Source organism: Candidatus Cloacimonadota bacterium, assembly GCA_011372345.1.
Classification (GTDB): Bacteria; Cloacimonadota; Cloacimonadia; order Cloacimonadales; family TCS61; genus DRTC01.
Window position 1 is genome coordinate 1 of record DRTC01000574.1, and the last position, 17,845, is coordinate 17,845.

The window sequence follows — 17,845 nt, forward strand, 5'->3', positions numbered from 1 at the left end:
ATCATTTCCAGAACTTCACCGCTGTTCATTTTCTTAACTGCTTTTGCCAATTTGATAATCGGCATCGGACAACTAAGTCCTTTACAATCCAATGTTTGATCTACTTGCATTTTTTCCTCCTTCGTTTTTTTTATTACATTTTAGTTTATTTTTGCCACAGAGACACAGAGAACACAGAGAAAATAATTTTTCTTTTTCCGTTATTAATTTTTATCCGTGATCATCAGTCTAATCCGTGTTATCCGTATTCCATCTTTCACCATTTTATTTTTAATTCTTTTTCTACCATTTCTTTCACTTTTTTATCTTTTTTATCATCAGGATGGATCTTCTGATTTATCATTTCACATCTTAATTCCTGAATAAATTTATCGAGTTCACGAGATTCCTTGTATCTATCTTTGGTTACATATCCTTCTTTCATTGCCATATCTCGAAGCACTTCGATCACATCAGTAAATTTAACTCCCTGCGGACATAGAGCATAACAAGTATAACACCTTGAACACATCCATAAAAGATCTGAAGACAGAACTTCCTTTTTCATTCCCAGAATGCACATCCTGATGATCCTTCTCGGATCGTATTCTTCATTAACTTCTGCCACCGGACAGGAGGCTGTGCAGGTTCCACAGGTGAAACATCTTTGAAAATGTTCCGCTCCGGGTTGAGATGCAATTTCGTTTTTAAAATTAGCGTCCATTTCATTTAAAATAATTTTATCCATAAATAACTCCTTAATTATCCACAAATTTCACGAAAAAAATATTCAATTTGCAATATTCAATTCTAAAACGCTTCCGGGATATTTTTTAATTCTTCATAAGAAAAAACAGGACCATCGATACAAACATATTTCGATCCAATACCACACCTTCCGCATTTACCTATTCCACATTTCATCCTTCTTTCCAGCGAAGTATAAATCTTTTTATCCGGGAATCCGATTTCTTTTAATACAGGAAGAGTGAATTTGATCATGATCGGAGGTCCGCAGACAACAGCCCACGATGTCGGATCAGGAGCAACTTCTTTGGTTATGGTCGGGACAAATCCGCAATGTCCTTTCCAGTTGTCAACCGGAGTATCAATCGTCAGATGTAAGGTCAGATCATCTCTTTTATCCCATATTTTCAGTTCTTCTTTATAGATCAACAAATCCGGATTTCTGGCTCCGTATATGACAGTTATTTCTCCGTAATCATCACGATTTTCGAGAAGATATATTAAAAGAGACCTTAAGGTCGTGAAAGCGAATCCACCACCGATAATGACGATATTTCCACCTTTGAATTTCTCTACCGGATACCAGTTTCCCAAAGGTCCGCGAATACCGACAATATCACCTATTCTTAAATAATGGATTTCATTGGTAACGGAACCGGTTCTGTTCACGGTAAATTTCAATATATCTTTTTCTGTTGGAGAAGATGCTATTCCAAAGGGCGATTCACCTTTTCCTAATATGGAAAATTCACAGAACTGTCCCGGAAGGTAATCAAATTTATCTGCATTATTCACATAAGAAAGATCGAAAGTCTTGAGTGATCTATCGGGATTCTCATCAATAATTTTTTCAACTTTCATGGGAAAGGGAATATAAGTATTTTCCATCTGAATTTCCTTTAAATTTTATAATCCATCGTTACCAATCCCCTGATTGGTAATGCTTTTTCATTGTTACTAATCCCCTGATTAGTAATGTTTTGTGTTCCCAAAGAGGACTTTGGGAACGATGATAAAAATATGAGTCTGCTGCCAAACTGATAATTATCATAATTTATATTCCAGAATTTTTTTTATAACTTCCCGAATATCGACATTTACCGGGCAAACGAGTACACATCTTCCGCAGCCTGTGCAGAGATGCTCCTCATAATTATCCATAAAATAATTATATTTATGCATCACTCTCTGACGAAAACGCTGAACTGACATCGCTCTCGGATTATGACCGGAAGCTTCTTTTGTGAACAATGTGAACATACATGAATCCCAGAGACGAATCCTTTTCCCCTTCTCATTTTTCCCTTCATCCGTAACATCAAAACAGTGACAGGTTGGACAGACAAAAGCACACGCTCCGCAATTTACACACTTTTCACTGATTTCTTCCCAGATCGGTTCATCCCAGATTTTGGAAAGTTTATCAAACAGGTTGGAAATATCAATTTTTTCTGAAAGATAAGATTCTGCTTTTGCCTGCATTTTGGATATTTCCGCAAGCTCCTTTGCAGAAGCTTCTTCAGTTTTATCATATTTATCTAAAACTTTCTTCCCTTTTTCGCTGACAGCTTCCATAAAATAAAAATCCTTTGTATCGACAACGAAAACATCTGAACCTTTTTTCTCGAAAGGACCACCATTAAACCAGTTACAGAAACAAGTTGAAGCAGGCTCGTTGCAGGCAATATTAAAAACTACGGAAGTATTATATTTTTCAATCCAGTATGGATCTTTATACATGTCTTTATCAGGAATCTGATGAGCATTCCCAAAAACTTTATCGAGCATCAGAAAACTCTTTGTATCACAGTTTCTCATTCCCCAGATAGCATAAGGTTTTTCTTTCCTTTCAGGAACTTTCATACCTTCTTCTGTATATTGGAAAAGAACTTCTGCTTGCGGAAAGAAGATTTCTTTAGGAGATTTATCAACATTCAATAAATCGTTCTCGATTTCCTCGATTGAATCGATCTTTTTAAAGGCATATTTCTTACTTACTTTTACCGGAGCATATACACAGAAATCTTTTTTTAGATATTTAATAAAATTCTCAAAGTTACTTTTTTTTATTTTTATCATATTTTTTTACCCTATCCCAATCCTCTTCTAAAAGGAGAGGAAAAAATCGGACTCGACTTGCTACGAAGTGCGAGTTGAGAACAATCTAAACCTCACCTCAAACCTATTCTGAGAAGATCTGTCCATTATACACATCTTTATTGTATCTCGATTTCCACACCTAAAGGAGTGGGTTATTGATCATTAAATATCACAATCTATAACCCCCAACTTCAGGTAGGGAAACACTTTAATTTCATAGATATTCTTCTATTCATTAAGTCCTTTACTGGAAACAACTTCCAGATTTGTGAGTAATGGACAGCAAGAAATCGGACTCGAGAACAATCTCAAATGTCGCAATTCTTAAGTCGCACTCCCTGCGGTCGTTACAACTCAAGTCTTGCTTAATTTATCCCTGAATAAAATCCTGCTTTTCATTTTCACAATAAGTCGCCATTGCCGGTTTTTCATTGATGTCGAGACCGGCAGTAAAATCAAACCTGTCTTTTATCTCTTTTTCCACTTTTTTATTTAAAATGCGCAGATTAAGATCAACCGGGCAGGCAGAAACACAAGCTCCGCAATCGACACACCTGCCGGCAACATGTAAGTTCCTGATCAGATGGAAAATGATAGAATCCGTAACTTCCGGAGTTTTCCCGATCCATTGCGGATCATTATTATCAACGAAACATTCATTGCAATAGCAGGAGGGACAAACATTTCGACAGGCATAACACCTGATGCATTTGGAATATTCTTCAGTGATATAATTCCATCTCTCATCAGCTGATCTTTTTTCAAAATCGATCACATCTTGATATTCATTTTTTACATTTACTTCTTTCCTGGCTTTTCCGATAAACAAGTCATACACGGGAGCATCGGGATATTTACAGGAAAGGCAGGAATCACAAAGAATTTCTTTTAAAGGAACAGATTTTTCAAAATTGCGACCTTTCAATAAAATGTTATCATCAATAATTTTCGTTTCTAAAACTTCCTGATCATCAACCTGATGTTTTATTTTTTTCTTCTCGATAATTCCCTGACAGGGAACTCCAATAATAAAGATGTTCTCTCTTTTTACCTGTTTTTCAACCGTATATAGGACAATTGATCTGGCATCACAACCTTTAACTATGATCCCGATCTTCTTGAATTCTTTTCTTAATTTCCGTTTGTCTTTGGTTAGATAAACCGATAAATTATTTCTACAGGTATGATCAAAGATCAATTTATCGACATCATCTTCGGTTTTCATAAATAGAGGTGTGGAAGTCAATGGTAATGAACCTTTTTGCCATCCGATCACTAAATCAACTTTTTTTTCTTGAAGAAGTTTTTTTACCTTATCTCTTAATTCCGGCAGCATTATTTTGCTCCTTTGACAAGTCGTTTGGCAGGACCAATTTTTTTAACTTCATTAGAAATTTTCGTGACTACATCGGCAAATCGTTCACCTTCCCCGGCAGAAATCCAGGAGAATTGAACTCTTTCCGGTTCTATCCCAATATACTCCAATAAAGGTTTTATCGTAGCATAACGCCTACGAGCGATAAAATTACCTGACAGGTAATGACAATCTCCGGGATGTCAGCCGGAAACGAGAAGACCGTCGAATCCGCTTTGAAGAGTTTTCATGATGAATAATGGATCGACTCTTCCCGAACAAGGAATCCGGACGACCCGAACATTGGGCGGATACTGGATGCGGGAAACTCCTGCCAGATCCGCACCTGCATAAGAACACCAGTTACATAAAAGAGCCAGAATTTTAGGCTGCCAATCTTTCATATTTTCTCCGAATTTTTTTAGCAACGAACAAAACTAACAAAACGAACTTTTTGTTTTAAAATTTTATTCATCGCCTTTTATTATTTATGAACAAATATAAACTTCCTCAATTCTCAATTAAAATTTACCATGCTTTTATAACATAAATCTTGCCTATTTTCAGAAATAATTATTTTATTCTGTTCGTCTTGTTCGTTTTGTTCGCTGCTTTTATTTTCCCAAAACATCGACCAGATCCAAAGCTTCAAAAGTAGAGAAAAGCTGCTCATTGCTGAATCCTCTTAAATCCAAAGCACTACACCTGCAAGCAGCAACACAAGCTCCGCAACCTTTGCACAAAGCTTCGTTTACAACCGCAATTTCCTTTTCCAAATCTACTTCGATAGCATTAAAAGCACAAATTTCTTCACAATAACCGCAACCAGTACATCGATTTTCATTAACTTCGGTAATCGTACCTTCCGCGAGAATCTCCGTTTTGTTCAAGAAGGTTAATGCTCGACTGGCAGCAGCTTTGGCTTGCATCATGCTTTCATCCATATCTTTTGGACTATGGGCAAGTCCCGCGACAAAAACTCCATCCGTGGCAAAATCGACAGGACGAAGTTTGACATGAGCTTCCAGAAACATTCCGTCAGCATTCAAAGGAACTTTCAGCATTCGTGCTAAATCGATATTTTCCGGGCGTGCATCTACTGCTGTTGATAGAACTAAAAGGTCAGCTTCAATTTCTACTTCATTGTCAATGATCGGATCGAACACATTAACTTTAAGCCTGCTGTTTGGATCGACTTTATCAATAAGTTTAACTTCCGGTTTACTTTCCGGAGTATAATTTATAAACATAGCTCCCTGATCACGAATTTGGGAATAGTATTTTTCTCTAAAACCATAAGTTCTTATATCTCTGTAAATTATGTAAATGTTTACAGCAGGGACTAATTGCTTAAGAGTAAGAGCATTTTTAATCGCTTTGGTGCAGCAAATTCGGCTGCAATACATGCGATCCTGCTCACGAGAACCGACACATTGAATGATCACTACATTCTTCGGTTTCCCTTCCGGAAATTCCTTTTTATGAAGGATTTCCTCAAACTCAACCTGGGTTATGATCCTTCCTGATTTTCCATATTGATATTCCTTTGTCTTATGTTCTTCGGCTCCTGTAGTAATGACTACAACTCCGTGTTCAAAATCTTGTTCTTTTTTAGTTGTCTTATTTTTAATTGTAGTTTTAAAATTTCCGACATAGCCATCTATTTTTTGAATATCGGAATTTTTAAAGACATGGATCAATTTGTTTTTAGAAACATTTTCGATAAAGTCTTGCAGTAATTTTTGCGGATCTTTGCCAAAATTAAAATAAATATTTCTGAGATTTCCACCAAGTTCTTCTTCTCTCTCAACAAGATATACTTCATGACCGGCAGTTGCCAGAGATTGAGCAGCAGTCATTCCGGAAAGTCCTGCTCCAATCACGAGGGCTTTGGGATTTATCGAGATGGGAAGTCTTTTTAAAGGTGTAAGATTGCGAGCTTTTCCAACTCCCATATTCACCAGATCTTTGGATTTTGCAGTTGCCAGTTCCGGTTCGTTCATGTGTGCCCATGAACATTGATCGCGAATATTTGCCATTTCAAAAAGATAAGGATTCAAGCCCGCTTCACTGATCGTTTCCCGGAAAAGCGGCTCATGAGTTCTGGGTGTGCAGGCAGCAACTACTACCCGATTCAAGTTATGTTCTTTTATTCTCTCTTTGATCGTATTCATACAATCTTGGGAGCAGGCATACATCAAATCTTCTGAATGTTCGACATTGGGAAGACCTTTAGCATATTCAGCCACATCTTTGACATCCACAACTCCGGCAATGTTGATCCCGCAATGACAGATAAAAGTTCCGATACGAGGTCTTTCTCCAATTACATCTTTTTCCGGAACAGCATCCTTTTTCTCGGTAATTTCCTGCCTTTCCAGCCTTAAATATTTAACTGCTTCAGCAACGGCTCCGGATGCTGATATAACAGATTCCGGAATATCTTTGGGAGCGTTCATAGCCCCGCAAACATAAATTCCTTCCTTTGAAGTCCGGAGAGGAGTAAAAGCATCTGAACGGCAAAAACCGTATTCATTCACTTTAATATCGAGTCGTTCAGCAAGTTCCCATGAATTTTTTCTCGGTTGTAATCCAACAGAAAGGACAACCATATCAAATTCTGCAAATTGAAGTTTACCGTTTTCCAGAACATACCTTAAATTCAGATTCCCATTTTGTAACTCATTAATTTCCGATACTTTTGATTTAATGAATTTGATCCCGTATTGAGATTTTGCTTTCTCATAATATTTATCAAAATCTTTTCCAAAAGCCCGGATATCCATATAGAAAACAGAAGGTTGCAGTCCTTTCAGATGTTCTTTGCAGATTATCGCTTCTTTGATGGCGAACATACAGCAAGCAGACGAACAATAGTCATGATCGATACTTTCATCCCTGGAACCAACACATTGGATGAAAGCAATACTTTTCGGTTCTTTATCGTCAGAAGCTCTTTTGACATGACCCATAAAAGGACCGGAAGCAGAAAGCATCCGTTCGAATTCAAGAGAAGTAACAACATTTTTATAGCGTTTATATCCAAACTGACCGATATGGATCGGATTATAAGCGTCGATCCCGGAAGCAAGAATAACAGCCCCAACTTTGATCTTCAGGTTTTTATCTTTATCAGCAAAATTAATCGCACCTGCCGGACAGACTTTTTCACAAATCCGGCAAACACCTTTGGTCAGGAAAAGACAGTGATTTTTATCGATCGTATATTCGGAAGGAATGCTCTGCAGGAAATAACGGGATATAGCTCCTCGTTTACGGAGATCCATATCGAATTCATCATTGAGTTTGATCGGACATTTCTCTTCACAAAGCCCGCACGCAACACATTTTTCAGGATCAACATACTTCGCATGTTCAATAACTTCGACCGTAAAATCTCCGGGATTTCCCATAACCGAATTTACTGTTGATTTAATATGGATCTTGATATTGGGATGACGGGCACATTCGCTCATTTTAGGAGCGAGGATACACATGGAGCAGTCATTCGTCGGAAAAGTTTTATCAAGTTGCGGCATTCTCCCGCCAATAGTAGAAGATTCTTCGATCAGATGAACATTTAAACCCATCTCTGCCAGATCGAGAGAAGCCTGGATTCCAGCTATTCCTGCTCCCACGACCATTACTGATCTGCTTTTTAAACTCATAAATTATCCTTTATTATCTGACCTTCCGAATGGTTTCTGCCAGAGAAATTCTCCTTGCTTGACCTTCGGAATGGTTGAAATAGTTGAATCAGTTGAACCGATTTTAACCATTGCGAAGGTCTCATAATCTTGATTGTTTATTTGAAAGAATTTCAAGATTTTACCTCGACCATTCGCAAGGTCTCCTCAACCTTACAAAAAAATCCTCTTTTTTGTTGGATTTTCACCTTTACTTTGAATCATTTCTGTAAATTCGGTTGAGACTTGAGCAAATTTCTGTCCTTCGGAAGCAGAAATCCAGGTCAACCTAAATCTTCCATCATCAAGATTCAACGATTCAAAGACTTTTTTGACGATCGCCATTCTTCTGCGAGTATGATAATTACCAACCTGGTAATGACAATCTCCGGGATGTCAACCACCGACCAGAACACCGTCTGCTCCGCGCAAATAAGATTTGATCAAAAATACAGGGTCGATCCTGCTGGAACACATAACTTTGATGGGAAGGATCGCAGTCGGATATTGCATCCTGTTGATCCCGGCCAGATCTGCTCCAGTATAGGAACACCATTTACATAAAAAACTGACGATTTTTGGTGAGAAGTCCTTTTTCATAAATTATTTCCTTTATCCTTAAAAATCACAAACAACAAATCCCAAAAAATAAATAAATTCCAAATACAAATATCAAAATAACAAACGAACCGATGCTTCGATTTGTTTTGAATTTGATATTTTGATCATTGTTATTTATTTGAATTTTGTTATTTTGAATTTCATCTTCATTTCCCCAATTCCTCAAATTCTTCTTCTTTATAGATCATGACCGGAATTTCTTCTTCCACATTCCTTCCTGGCACAAAATCAAATAAACCTGCAACCTGTTCTCCTGTTTTCTTGAAAACAGCAGCTACCGGAATATCAGCAGGACAAACATCGGAACATTGACCGCAGGCAACACAGGAAAAACTCATATGGGAAAGTCTCCCAAGATGGAAAAAAAGAGTATCCGGTGGAAGTCTGATCGCACCTTTCTGTTCCAATTCTCTTTCCAAAATCGGAGTGTTATAATCAAAATTAAAAGAATCAAAATCGCAAAGCGTGCAGTAACAGATCGGGCAAACGCTGTTACAGCCGTGACATCCGATACATTTCCCGAAAATATCGATCAGACCATCGAGTTTTGTTTGAGAATTATCTATTTGAGAAAAAAGATTTTCCTTTTCTAATTTTCGTTTTTTTAGTAGCGGATCAAGTTTGGAAAGATCAAATTTTTCATCAGAAACTTGTGCATCAAAACCTTCTGCAAATTTCACAGCTTTTTCCGAATGAAGATACATTTTACAAGTTTTCTGATCTTCTCCCACGAGCGAGATCAGAATATCGGAATTCTCGGGAGCAAAATGTTCACAAGCTTTGCAGGTCGGTCTTATTTCAGGATGAATTTCACTTTTTTTTGCAGCTTCCCAATAATCCGGAAGATGTTTTTCGATTTCTCCTGAAGCATTCATTTTTATCGGGAAAACACCGCTGCAGGAAGATGAGATCAGCAGGAAATTGTCAAGTGTTCCCTGCTCTCTTTTCGCAAGTTCGATAAATGCCCTGAATTCACAGGGTTTGGTCACAACTGCGATTGGTTTTTCGAGAGGAGTGAAGCGAGAGAGGATTTGTCCTGCATTTGCCGGCATTAAAGGCATTAAAGGAGCAATTTCATCGAGATTTTCCTGATCCGTTATCAAGCCGTAATCTACTGAGCCTTTATCATTGATCTTCCTTAATGAAAATATCCCACTAACTTTCTTTTTTTCCAGGAGGAAATGTAAAAATTCTTTGAGGGCTATTTCAGGTTCTTTATTGATCGTTAATAATTTGTTCATGATGTCTCTCCTCCCGGTTCAGCACTTTTCACAAGTTTACCCAGTTCTCCCAGTTCATCCAATTTATAATCCCGCATTGGAAGTGCATCACCGATGTTTTCACCAGCAATATAATCAAAAGTCTTCTGAGTTTTAGAAGCAACATAACTGAAAATCTTGGAAACAGGAATATTCACGGGACATGCATCGGAACATAAACCACATGAAACACAGGAAAGACTCATGTGAGACATTCTGCCGGTATGGAACATCAATCTATCGAGAGGAAATGCCAATCCTCCTTTGTTCTCTGCTCTGATCAATATTAAATCGGAATTCGGTTTGGAAACAGAAGTATCGAAATAACACTGACGGCAATAACAGATCGGGCATGAACTCTGGCAATTATGACAACCAATGCAATTTGCAAATGTTTCTTTCAAATTTGAAAAACCATCAACCATGGAACTGATTGTTCGATAAGATTCGGTTTTATTCTTTTCTCTTTGTTTCTTAACAACTGCAATATTTTTTTCCCATTTATTAAGATTTTCAGATCGTTCTATTTCGAGATTTTTTAAAATTTCAGAGCCTTTTTCATTGTTGGATATAAATAATATTTTCCCATCATCAAATCCAAAATGAATGTCACTTGCAGAATTTGAGAATTTATCACAGATCTGGCAAACAGGTTTAATATCCTTTGAATTCCAATCTTTTTCATTTAGAATTTTATTGAAAACCTGCTCCCCTTTTTCCGGATCGGAAATATAATCCTGCATGGGAAGAGCTCCGGGACAATCATAACTTAAGAGAATAATATCAGCTAAATTGATCTGCTTCAATTTGGATAATTCAATAGTTGCTCGAATTTCACAAGGTCGCATTAAGACTGCTATCTTAAATTTTCCTTTTCCTTTACGAGTATATCTTTTCAGAGCTTTGGCAGCATTTACCGGCATGATCGGAGCAAGCGGATTAAAGTCCTCGAACAGATTTTTATCTTTGCTCAAAATCCAGGCATAAGAATCTTTTGCCGGAACAAGCATCGGCATTAAAACTGCATCGAAAATACCTTTCTCAACTGCTTGTTTAAAGAAATCCCTGATTTGGTTGCGAATTGATAATCCATCTTTATTAGAAACTTCCGTCATTAATTCTCCTCTTCTTAAAATTACAAATAACAAATCATAAAAAACAAATAAATCTCAAACTACAAATCCCAAAAGACAAATAAATTACAAATATCAAAATAACAAACGAACCGATGCTTTGTTCCGTTTTGAATTTGTAATTTTGGTTATTGTTATTTATTTGATATTTATTATTTGTCATTTGGAATTTTACCTGACTGCTTCTTTAACTTCCTGATAAAGCTGCGGATTAGTAAAATGTCTTGTCCTGATAGAACCGGAAGGACAACTGCCAACGCAATTTCCGCAACCACGACAGATCGCTTCATTAACAACAGATATTCCTTTATCTTCATCAAAATAGATGGCTCCGTATCCGCAAACTTGCAGACAGGTCTGACATCCGGTGCAATATGCTTCTAAAATCTCCGAAACCATCACTTCCGGAATTATTTTCTGTCCCGGGATCAACTGCGTGAATATTTTCCCGGCAGCAGCTTTTGCCTGCATAATGGCATCGGTAATGCTGCATGGTCCACGCGCAGAACCGATGATGAAAATTCCATCGGAATTAGTGGAAACAGGATTGATCTTCAAATGTGCTTCCTGGAAAAATCCGGTTTCATGCAGGTCGATACTAAGAAGCTCGGAAAGGTCTTTCGCATCAGCACTTGGGATCATTGCCGGAGCAAGAACTACCAGATCATGTTTTCCCTGTTTCTTCTCACCACTAATTTCAGTAAAATCAAGGATTGTTCCCTTCAAAGCAATGTCTGTAATTCGTACAAAATCGACACCACTCTCTTTGATCTTTTCATAATATTGCTGGTCTTCCTTATTAGGAAGACACAAGTCTTTTATATAATGTGTTATTTTTATTTTTGATGATTGTTCTTTCAGGTAATGAGAAATTTTCAGCATATAATTACAGCAAACTTTACTGCAATATCCAACTTCCTTCCTGCCGACACAATGAATGAGACCAACAGATGCAGGTTGTTTCCCGGATTTCAAAGCAATTTTTCCTTCTCTGGATAACATTACTTCCAATTCGGAGGAAATTAAAACATCATCATCGCTTTGATAATTAAATTCTTTCAGGCTTTTAGAATTAAAAATTCCAGATCCGTTAGCAACCACTACAGCTCCCACTAATAATTCAATCGAGTCGCTCTTATCGTTTGTGTCTTTCAGCTCAATCTCAAAATTCCCCATAAAACCGACGATCTTGTCCAAAACCGTATTTGTCATCACTTTGATATTTTCGTTCTCATTAACTTCTGCGATTTTCTGGTGCAGAATATTCAAACTGATTCCCTGTCTTGGCATGATCTCTTTTAAATGTGCAGTTATTCCGCCGAGATCATTTGTTTTTTCAATGAGGAAAACCTTTCTATCATTACTTGCCAGAGTAAGAGCTGCTTCCAATCCGGCAATTCCACCACCGATAATGAGAACATCAGGAGTGCTGTCCAACTGCTTTTCAAAAAGCGGATCCTGGTATAAAACTCGATCCATCCCAGCATGAATATATTGAATTGCCTTGCGAGTCGCTTCTTCTTTATCCGGAATGATCCAGGCACATTGTTCCCGAATATTCACGATCTTATACATATAAGGATTGAGATGAGTTTTCTTGCAAACTCCGATAAAGGTCGAATCATGATCGCGGGGAGAACAGGCAGCACATACCAGATGAGTTAATTTATTTTCATTAATTTCATCTTCGAGAAATTGCTTACCTTCATTCGAGCATAAAAGTTTATGTTTTTTAACGACTAATTCTTTATCCTTATAATCCTCAAGTTTGGAAATTTCCTCGATGATAGTATCTATATGAACACGATCAGCGATATTCGGACCGCATTCACAAACATAAATTCCGATTTTTTCATTCATAAATCCACCTAAATTTTATCTTCCGGACAGCGAAAGAATACCGGCAACAGCAGCTTCCGACTGGATAACGGAATTCTGAATATCTTTCGGACCTTCCGCACAACCGGCAACATAAATTCCCGGTCTGGAAGTTGCCACTGACCCTAACCGGAAAGACTGAGCTGCAATAAATCCATAGGGATCACGATCTATTCCCAGTGATTTGGCAAGTTCCTCCACCCCATCTGAAGGAGTAATCGCACTCTCCAGAATCACCATATCAACAACTAAAGCATCTTCTTTATTTTTATTATTTATATATGAAATTTTTAACTTCCCGTTCGTTTCTTTGATATTCATTTTTTCCCTGTCTGCCAAAAAAACAAATTCGGAAGAATGAGATTTCACATCTGCATAAAACTTCTGGTAAGTCTTATCGATCACACAAATATCAGAATAAAAATTATAAACCTTTGCTTCGGGAAGTTTATGTTTTATAAAATGAGCATGCTTGGAAGAAGACATACAGCAGACATTCGAGCAATATCCAACTTTTTCTCTGCCTACACAATGAATGATAGCAACAGAATCAGGAGCTTTCTCCGAATCTCTTAAAACAAGTTTTCCTTCAGTCGGACCATTGGAAGCAAAAAGTCGTTCAAACTCGAAAGCAGTATAAACTCCGGGATATTTCCCATAACCTAAATTCTGCATTCCGCTGACATCATATGTATCAAAACCTGTAGCCACAATTATTCCCCCAACTTTTACTTCCATTTTCTCATCTTTCTGGGTCAGGTCGATCGCAGCGAACATACAGGCTTCCACACATTTGGAACAATTTTCTTTTCCCGATAATTGCAGGCAATGAGTCGGATCGATACGAGGAACATTCGGCAACGAACCGGAACAGGGAACATAAATCGCTTTCTTGTCCATCAGGTTCTCTTCCCATTCGTTCTTTAAAACAACCGGACAAACTGGATAACACATTCCGCAGCCAAGACACGCTTCCAGACTGACATAACGAGCTTTTTTGTTGATCGTTACCGTTAAATTTCCAGGTTCACCAGTTACTTTCTCAACACTGCTCAAAGTCAGTACTTCAATATTAGGATCCTGCAAGATTTCCTGCTGGATAGGAGCTACGAGACAGGTTGCGCAATCAAGGTTAGGAAAGGACTCTTCATCTTTTATAACCTTTCCGCCGGTAATAGGTAACTTCTCTACAAGATAGACTTTTTTCCCAGCTTTGGAAAGCATTAGACAGGCATCCATTCCGGCTATTCCGGAACCGATTACTAAAACATTTTCAAAGGCTTTCATTCATATTTCCTTTTTTCGTAAAACAACTTGCCGGTTAATATCCTGGATAAGTTAGCAACTTGTCTTACGAAAATAAACATTATTTTATAATATTTCAAATTTATATATGAGTATCTTTTTTAATTGGATTGGGACCTATTCTTTTAATTTTTTCTGAAAAATCGTTGGCTATTTCTGTATATCTTTTCCCTTCAGATGCAGAAATCCAAGACAATTGAATTCTTTCGGGATCGATATTAAGGACTTCAAATACTTTTTTTAATAAAGCATATCTTCTGCGGGCATAATAATTACCTACCTGGTAATGACAATCTCCGGGATGTCAGCCGGCAACCAGAATGCCATCTGCTCCATTGAAGTATGTAGTTAATAATAAATTATGATCTACTCTACTGGAACACATAACACGCACCACATTTATCGATGAAGATATCTCGGTTTTAGAAGCTCCGGCTTGATCCGCCGCAGCATAAGTACACCAATTGCAAAGGAATGCTACTATTTGAGGTTTAAAATCAGTTTTTTCCATTTATCCTCATTAATTTAGAGTCTATCTATAAAGTATGTTTTTTCTATAACAAACTCTCCTAATCCCTCTTTGACAAAGAGAGGAAACATCGATGGATAAAGCAAATACGCTATTCCATTCTCCCCTCTCTTTGTCAAAGAGGGAATGGAGATGAATTTACGGATTAACTCTATTTATTTTTCAAATTCTGCAAAATGAGAAATGCAACTCTTTTCGCATTTTTTTTTAAATAGAAAAAAAGGAGCATTCGTATTATATAGAATACTCCTTATAAAATTAAAACTGGATCTGAGCGCTATGTTTTCCTGTTCCGTCATCCATGCAGAATAATAATGTTTTTCCTGTTCTACCGCACCAGGCTTTAATATCAACCGGGAATGAAGGGCAATCTGCCTTTATTTCCAGGATATCTCCAGCTTCCATTGTAGGTACCATTGCCACAACCTTAAGAATTGGTTGAGGGCATTTAAGTCCTAAACAATCAAGATTTTTTACAGCCATTATTTCCTCCTATTTTATTTATTAGAATGATAATGTTAATTGTGCACCTTGCGCTTCAGAAACAAATGTAGTAGCTCCAACTACTTCACAACCTTCAATTAGATCTTCTTCTTTTAAACCGTGAACCTCAAATCCTAATTCACAGACAAGAATGCGTCCGCCAAGTGCCTGATAGCTTTCAAACATTTCTTCAAGATCAGGTAATTCCGGTACAGCTTTGTTAAGTTCTGCGATCTTATCACCCACAAAAACCGGTAATCCGCTTGGCAGAACAAAAATAAGTACTTCATCTCCACTGGCTAATGCTGATACTGCAATTGTTATAGCCGGATAAATGTTTTTTGCTTCAGAACCATTTAGTGTCATAGCAACTTTTCCCATAGAATTCCTCCTTAATTATTGGACACTTTCAAAAAATGGAGTCTTTTTGTGTCAAGAAAAATGTTACTATATATTTTGATTTAATTATTTTTAGATATTGGTAAATCTCAAATAGTTAATTTACTGTATTGGAATTTATAAGTCAGCTACAGATTCAGAGATCACAGAGATTTTTTTATTTTTGTATTTAAATTTTATAAATTCCCGTTTCCTGTTTCAAATTATGTTTTTAATCAATTTACTAATCTTTGTTCTTCAAAAAAAGCAAGTCATAAATTGAAAGTAAAATTTACACGAAAAATTAATTTTTGATAAAACTAGATAACGAACATTTTAATAAATTCTTTTCTTTTTGAAAAAAAATTCTCCTGATCTTCAATCCGCCAATATCAATAATAATATGACCCTCACCGACATTAATGATCCTCTCGATAGCAGGAAAATCAATAAATAAAACCGGATACAATAATTCATCACCCTCATCTTCTGATAAACGGACCACAAAAACTGATTTTTTATATTCCATTTGCATAAAAGCTGCAGAATAATCTTGTCGTGAATTGCTCTCATTATCTTCGACCATCTCATTAACAAGATATGAACCGATCTCAAAACCTTTAATATTTCCGTAATATTTCGTAACCACAGTCTGGTATAACATCGGATTTTTTTCGATTTCCTGTTCTGTTAAAAATTTATAAACACCGCTCTCATAAAGAGGAATATTAACTTTCTGCATAATATCGAGGAGACTTTTACAAAAAGCAATGAGGAAAACTTTTTTCCGAAAAAAATTGATGCTGTCTGTTTGTTCGATCTGAACAGCAGCTTCTCCATTTCCTTCGATGTAGGGAATAAACTCATAAATATTTTTGGAAATGGTCTCTTTATAGATTTCACTTAATTTGAAAATTTCTTCTTCTGGTTTGGAATGAACAAATTTTTCCCGGATTTTTTCAATTTCCTGAAAACATCTTTCTTTCTTTTCTTGAACATCCTTCAATTGCTGAAGATTTTTTTTTGATAGATTATAAAATTCATTTTTAAGATCAAAGATATCCAATTCTGTTTGAGCTTTTAAATAATAAGACTCACCATTCCAATCTTCTTCGATTATTTCAATAGGATCAATAAAATCAGAAGTAAATGCCCTGATCTGTTCACGAGAATATTTTTTTAGATTGATCTCCGGTTCAAGTTCAGAGATAATTTCATCCAGCAACAATTTCCCGACATTCCGATATGTAATCGTTCTTGCTGATAATCTGCTGTCGGCTTCGATTGCCCGGTATGTATAAACCTGTTCATAAGTCTTTGGGAATAAGATCGAGGTTAAAAAGGTTAATATAAATATGATGAATATTTTTTTCATTTAGTAAAACCTTCAAGGTTTGCCAAACCTTGAAGGTTTGGGATTACTTGAAAGAGAAATTCGATTTCTTTTTGGATATTATCTACCATTTCATTTCGATTTTTTCTGGTAAGATGGAAAAGCTGCACATCCTCACGAGATTTCAAATTTGCTGTTAATTTACAATCTTTTGCTTTGATCGTAGCTATAACCGGTTTTACGGAATCAAAAACATTGTCCAATATCTCACAAAATTTCTCGCTGAACATCTCCATTTTCCCGATCTCATCTATTACGATCAGATCAGCATTTTCCAAAGCTCTTGTTAAAGCCGGAATCCCGATTATTTCAAAAGCTTTGACATTAACTCCATAATAACCGACTTGATATGGAGATTTCAAATCGAGATGTGCCAGGATTTCCCGATTCCCGTGAAAATCAGTGATGAAAAATCCTGTCCTCTTCCCTGCTTCTTTTTTTTCTTCCGTGAAAAAACCATCGATTTTACAATTCAAATTTTCAATGATCTTTTTGATCAGAGTTGTTTTTCCAACTCCGGGATAACCTGAAATCAGGATGTTGTTGGGCATTGTTTATCTCTTTTACTTTTTTGTATAAACCATTGAAATGGTTCTTATCTTGTTTGAGATTTACATTCCCACAACTGAAGTTGTGGGCTAATTACTTGCTATATTTTGAGTTAGAAACCCACAACTTCAGTTGTGGGAATCCTGCGACACACAAAACCTCAACCACTTCAGTAGTTTCCAGTTTGAAAAAATTATCTATCGATTTAAAACATTCTTCTCAGCAATTTCCAAAATAAACTCATACAATTTTTCATCGACATAAAATCCGTTTTTTATCAGTTTATCTATGACAGGTTGCAGGGAGATGATTATTCCTTTTTCTTTTGATGAGTTCTGCATAACTGAGTGTTTTTCAGCAGAATTCAAAAAACATGTCTTTGCGAGTTTTTCTTCTTGCTGTTACAAACGAAGCAATCTCTTGCTTCACATTAAGTTAGAGGAGTAGATTG

At 36.7% G+C, this 17,845-nt stretch carries 15 protein-coding genes and 3 pseudogenes; all 18 read right to left on the reverse strand.

Translation table 11 applies throughout. From position 1 onward, the window contains the following. A partial coding sequence (locus tag ENL20_10945) for a hypothetical protein (protein ID HHE39070.1) occupies positions 1-110 on the reverse strand: 110 nt, incomplete at its 3' end. A gap of 146 nt (positions 111-256) precedes the next feature. Continuing rightward, the gene (locus tag ENL20_10950; GenBank protein ID HHE39071.1) at positions 257-727 is read right to left on the reverse strand and encodes a heterodisulfide reductase; all 471 of its coding nucleotides are present in this window, start codon (positions 725-727) and stop codon (positions 257-259) included. Positions 728-789: 62 nt separating this feature from the next. Beyond that, positions 790-1,614 (reverse strand): heterodisulfide reductase subunit F, encoded by an 825-nt coding sequence (locus tag ENL20_10955; GenBank protein HHE39072.1) that lies wholly within the window; start codon positions 1,612-1,614, stop codon positions 790-792. Positions 1,615-1,773: 159 nt separating this feature from the next. Continuing rightward, positions 1,774-2,805 carry a 4Fe-4S dicluster domain-containing protein gene (locus ENL20_10960; protein HHE39073.1) on the reverse strand — a complete coding sequence of 344 codons (1,032 nt, stop codon included), beginning with the start codon at positions 2,803-2,805 and terminating at the stop codon, positions 1,774-1,776. Between the two features lie 391 nt (positions 2,806-3,196). Next, positions 3,197-4,162: a 4Fe-4S dicluster domain-containing protein gene (locus ENL20_10965; protein HHE39074.1), complete on the reverse strand. Its 966-nt coding sequence runs from the start codon at positions 4,160-4,162 to the stop codon at positions 3,197-3,199. After that, positions 4,162-4,584 (reverse strand): annotated as a pseudogene (locus ENL20_10970) (hydrogenase iron-sulfur subunit). Before ENL20_10970 ends, ENL20_10965 begins: the two are co-directional and overlap by 1 nt. A 210-nt stretch (positions 4,585-4,794) precedes the next feature. Further along, complete coding sequence (locus tag ENL20_10975; GenBank protein ID HHE39075.1) at positions 4,795-7,848, reverse strand: CoB--CoM heterodisulfide reductase iron-sulfur subunit A family protein; 3,054 nt, start codon at positions 7,846-7,848, stop codon at positions 4,795-4,797. Positions 7,849-8,040: 192 nt separating this feature from the next. After that, positions 8,041-8,466: pseudogene (locus tag ENL20_10980) on the reverse strand (hydrogenase iron-sulfur subunit). Positions 8,467-8,633: 167 nt separating this feature from the next. Beyond that, entirely contained in the window at positions 8,634-9,728 is a 1,095-nt protein-coding gene (locus ENL20_10985; GenBank protein HHE39076.1) for a coenzyme F420 hydrogenase, read from the reverse strand. Beyond that, positions 9,725-10,861, reverse strand: a complete 1,137-nt coding sequence (locus tag ENL20_10990) for a hypothetical protein (protein HHE39077.1) — start codon at positions 10,859-10,861, stop codon at positions 9,725-9,727. Before ENL20_10990 ends, ENL20_10985 begins: the two co-directional genes overlap by 4 nt. Positions 10,862-11,050: 189 nt before the next feature. Next, positions 11,051-12,739 (reverse strand): CoB--CoM heterodisulfide reductase iron-sulfur subunit A family protein, encoded by a 1,689-nt coding sequence (locus tag ENL20_10995; GenBank protein ID HHE39078.1) that lies wholly within the window; start codon positions 12,737-12,739, stop codon positions 11,051-11,053. 15 nt (positions 12,740-12,754) lie between these two features. After that, entirely contained in the window at positions 12,755-14,044 is a 1,290-nt protein-coding gene (locus ENL20_11000) for a CoB--CoM heterodisulfide reductase iron-sulfur subunit A family protein (GenBank protein ID HHE39079.1), read from the reverse strand. A gap of 100 nt (positions 14,045-14,144) precedes the next feature. Beyond that, a pseudogene (locus tag ENL20_11005) lies at positions 14,145-14,573 on the reverse strand (hydrogenase iron-sulfur subunit). 276 nt (positions 14,574-14,849) lie between these two features. Continuing rightward, positions 14,850-15,074 (reverse strand): sulfurtransferase TusA family protein, encoded by a 225-nt coding sequence (locus tag ENL20_11010; protein ID HHE39080.1) that lies wholly within the window; start codon positions 15,072-15,074, stop codon positions 14,850-14,852. A gap of 21 nt (positions 15,075-15,095) precedes the next feature. Beyond that, positions 15,096-15,455: a peroxiredoxin gene (locus tag ENL20_11015; protein ID HHE39081.1), complete on the reverse strand. Its 360-nt coding sequence runs from the start codon at positions 15,453-15,455 to the stop codon at positions 15,096-15,098. Between the two features lie 301 nt (positions 15,456-15,756). Then, on the reverse strand, positions 15,757-16,827 hold the full coding sequence (locus ENL20_11020) for a hypothetical protein (GenBank protein HHE39082.1): 1,071 nt from the start codon (positions 16,825-16,827) through the stop codon (positions 15,757-15,759). Next, on the reverse strand, positions 16,824-17,396 hold the full coding sequence (locus tag ENL20_11025) for an NTPase (GenBank protein ID HHE39083.1): 573 nt from the start codon (positions 17,394-17,396) through the stop codon (positions 16,824-16,826). Before ENL20_11025 ends, ENL20_11020 begins: the two co-directional genes overlap by 4 nt. A 195-nt stretch (positions 17,397-17,591) precedes the next feature. Continuing rightward, positions 17,592-17,735: a DUF3368 domain-containing protein gene (locus tag ENL20_11030; GenBank protein ID HHE39084.1), complete on the reverse strand. Its 144-nt coding sequence runs from the start codon at positions 17,733-17,735 to the stop codon at positions 17,592-17,594. Positions 17,736-17,845 lie beyond the last annotated feature (110 nt).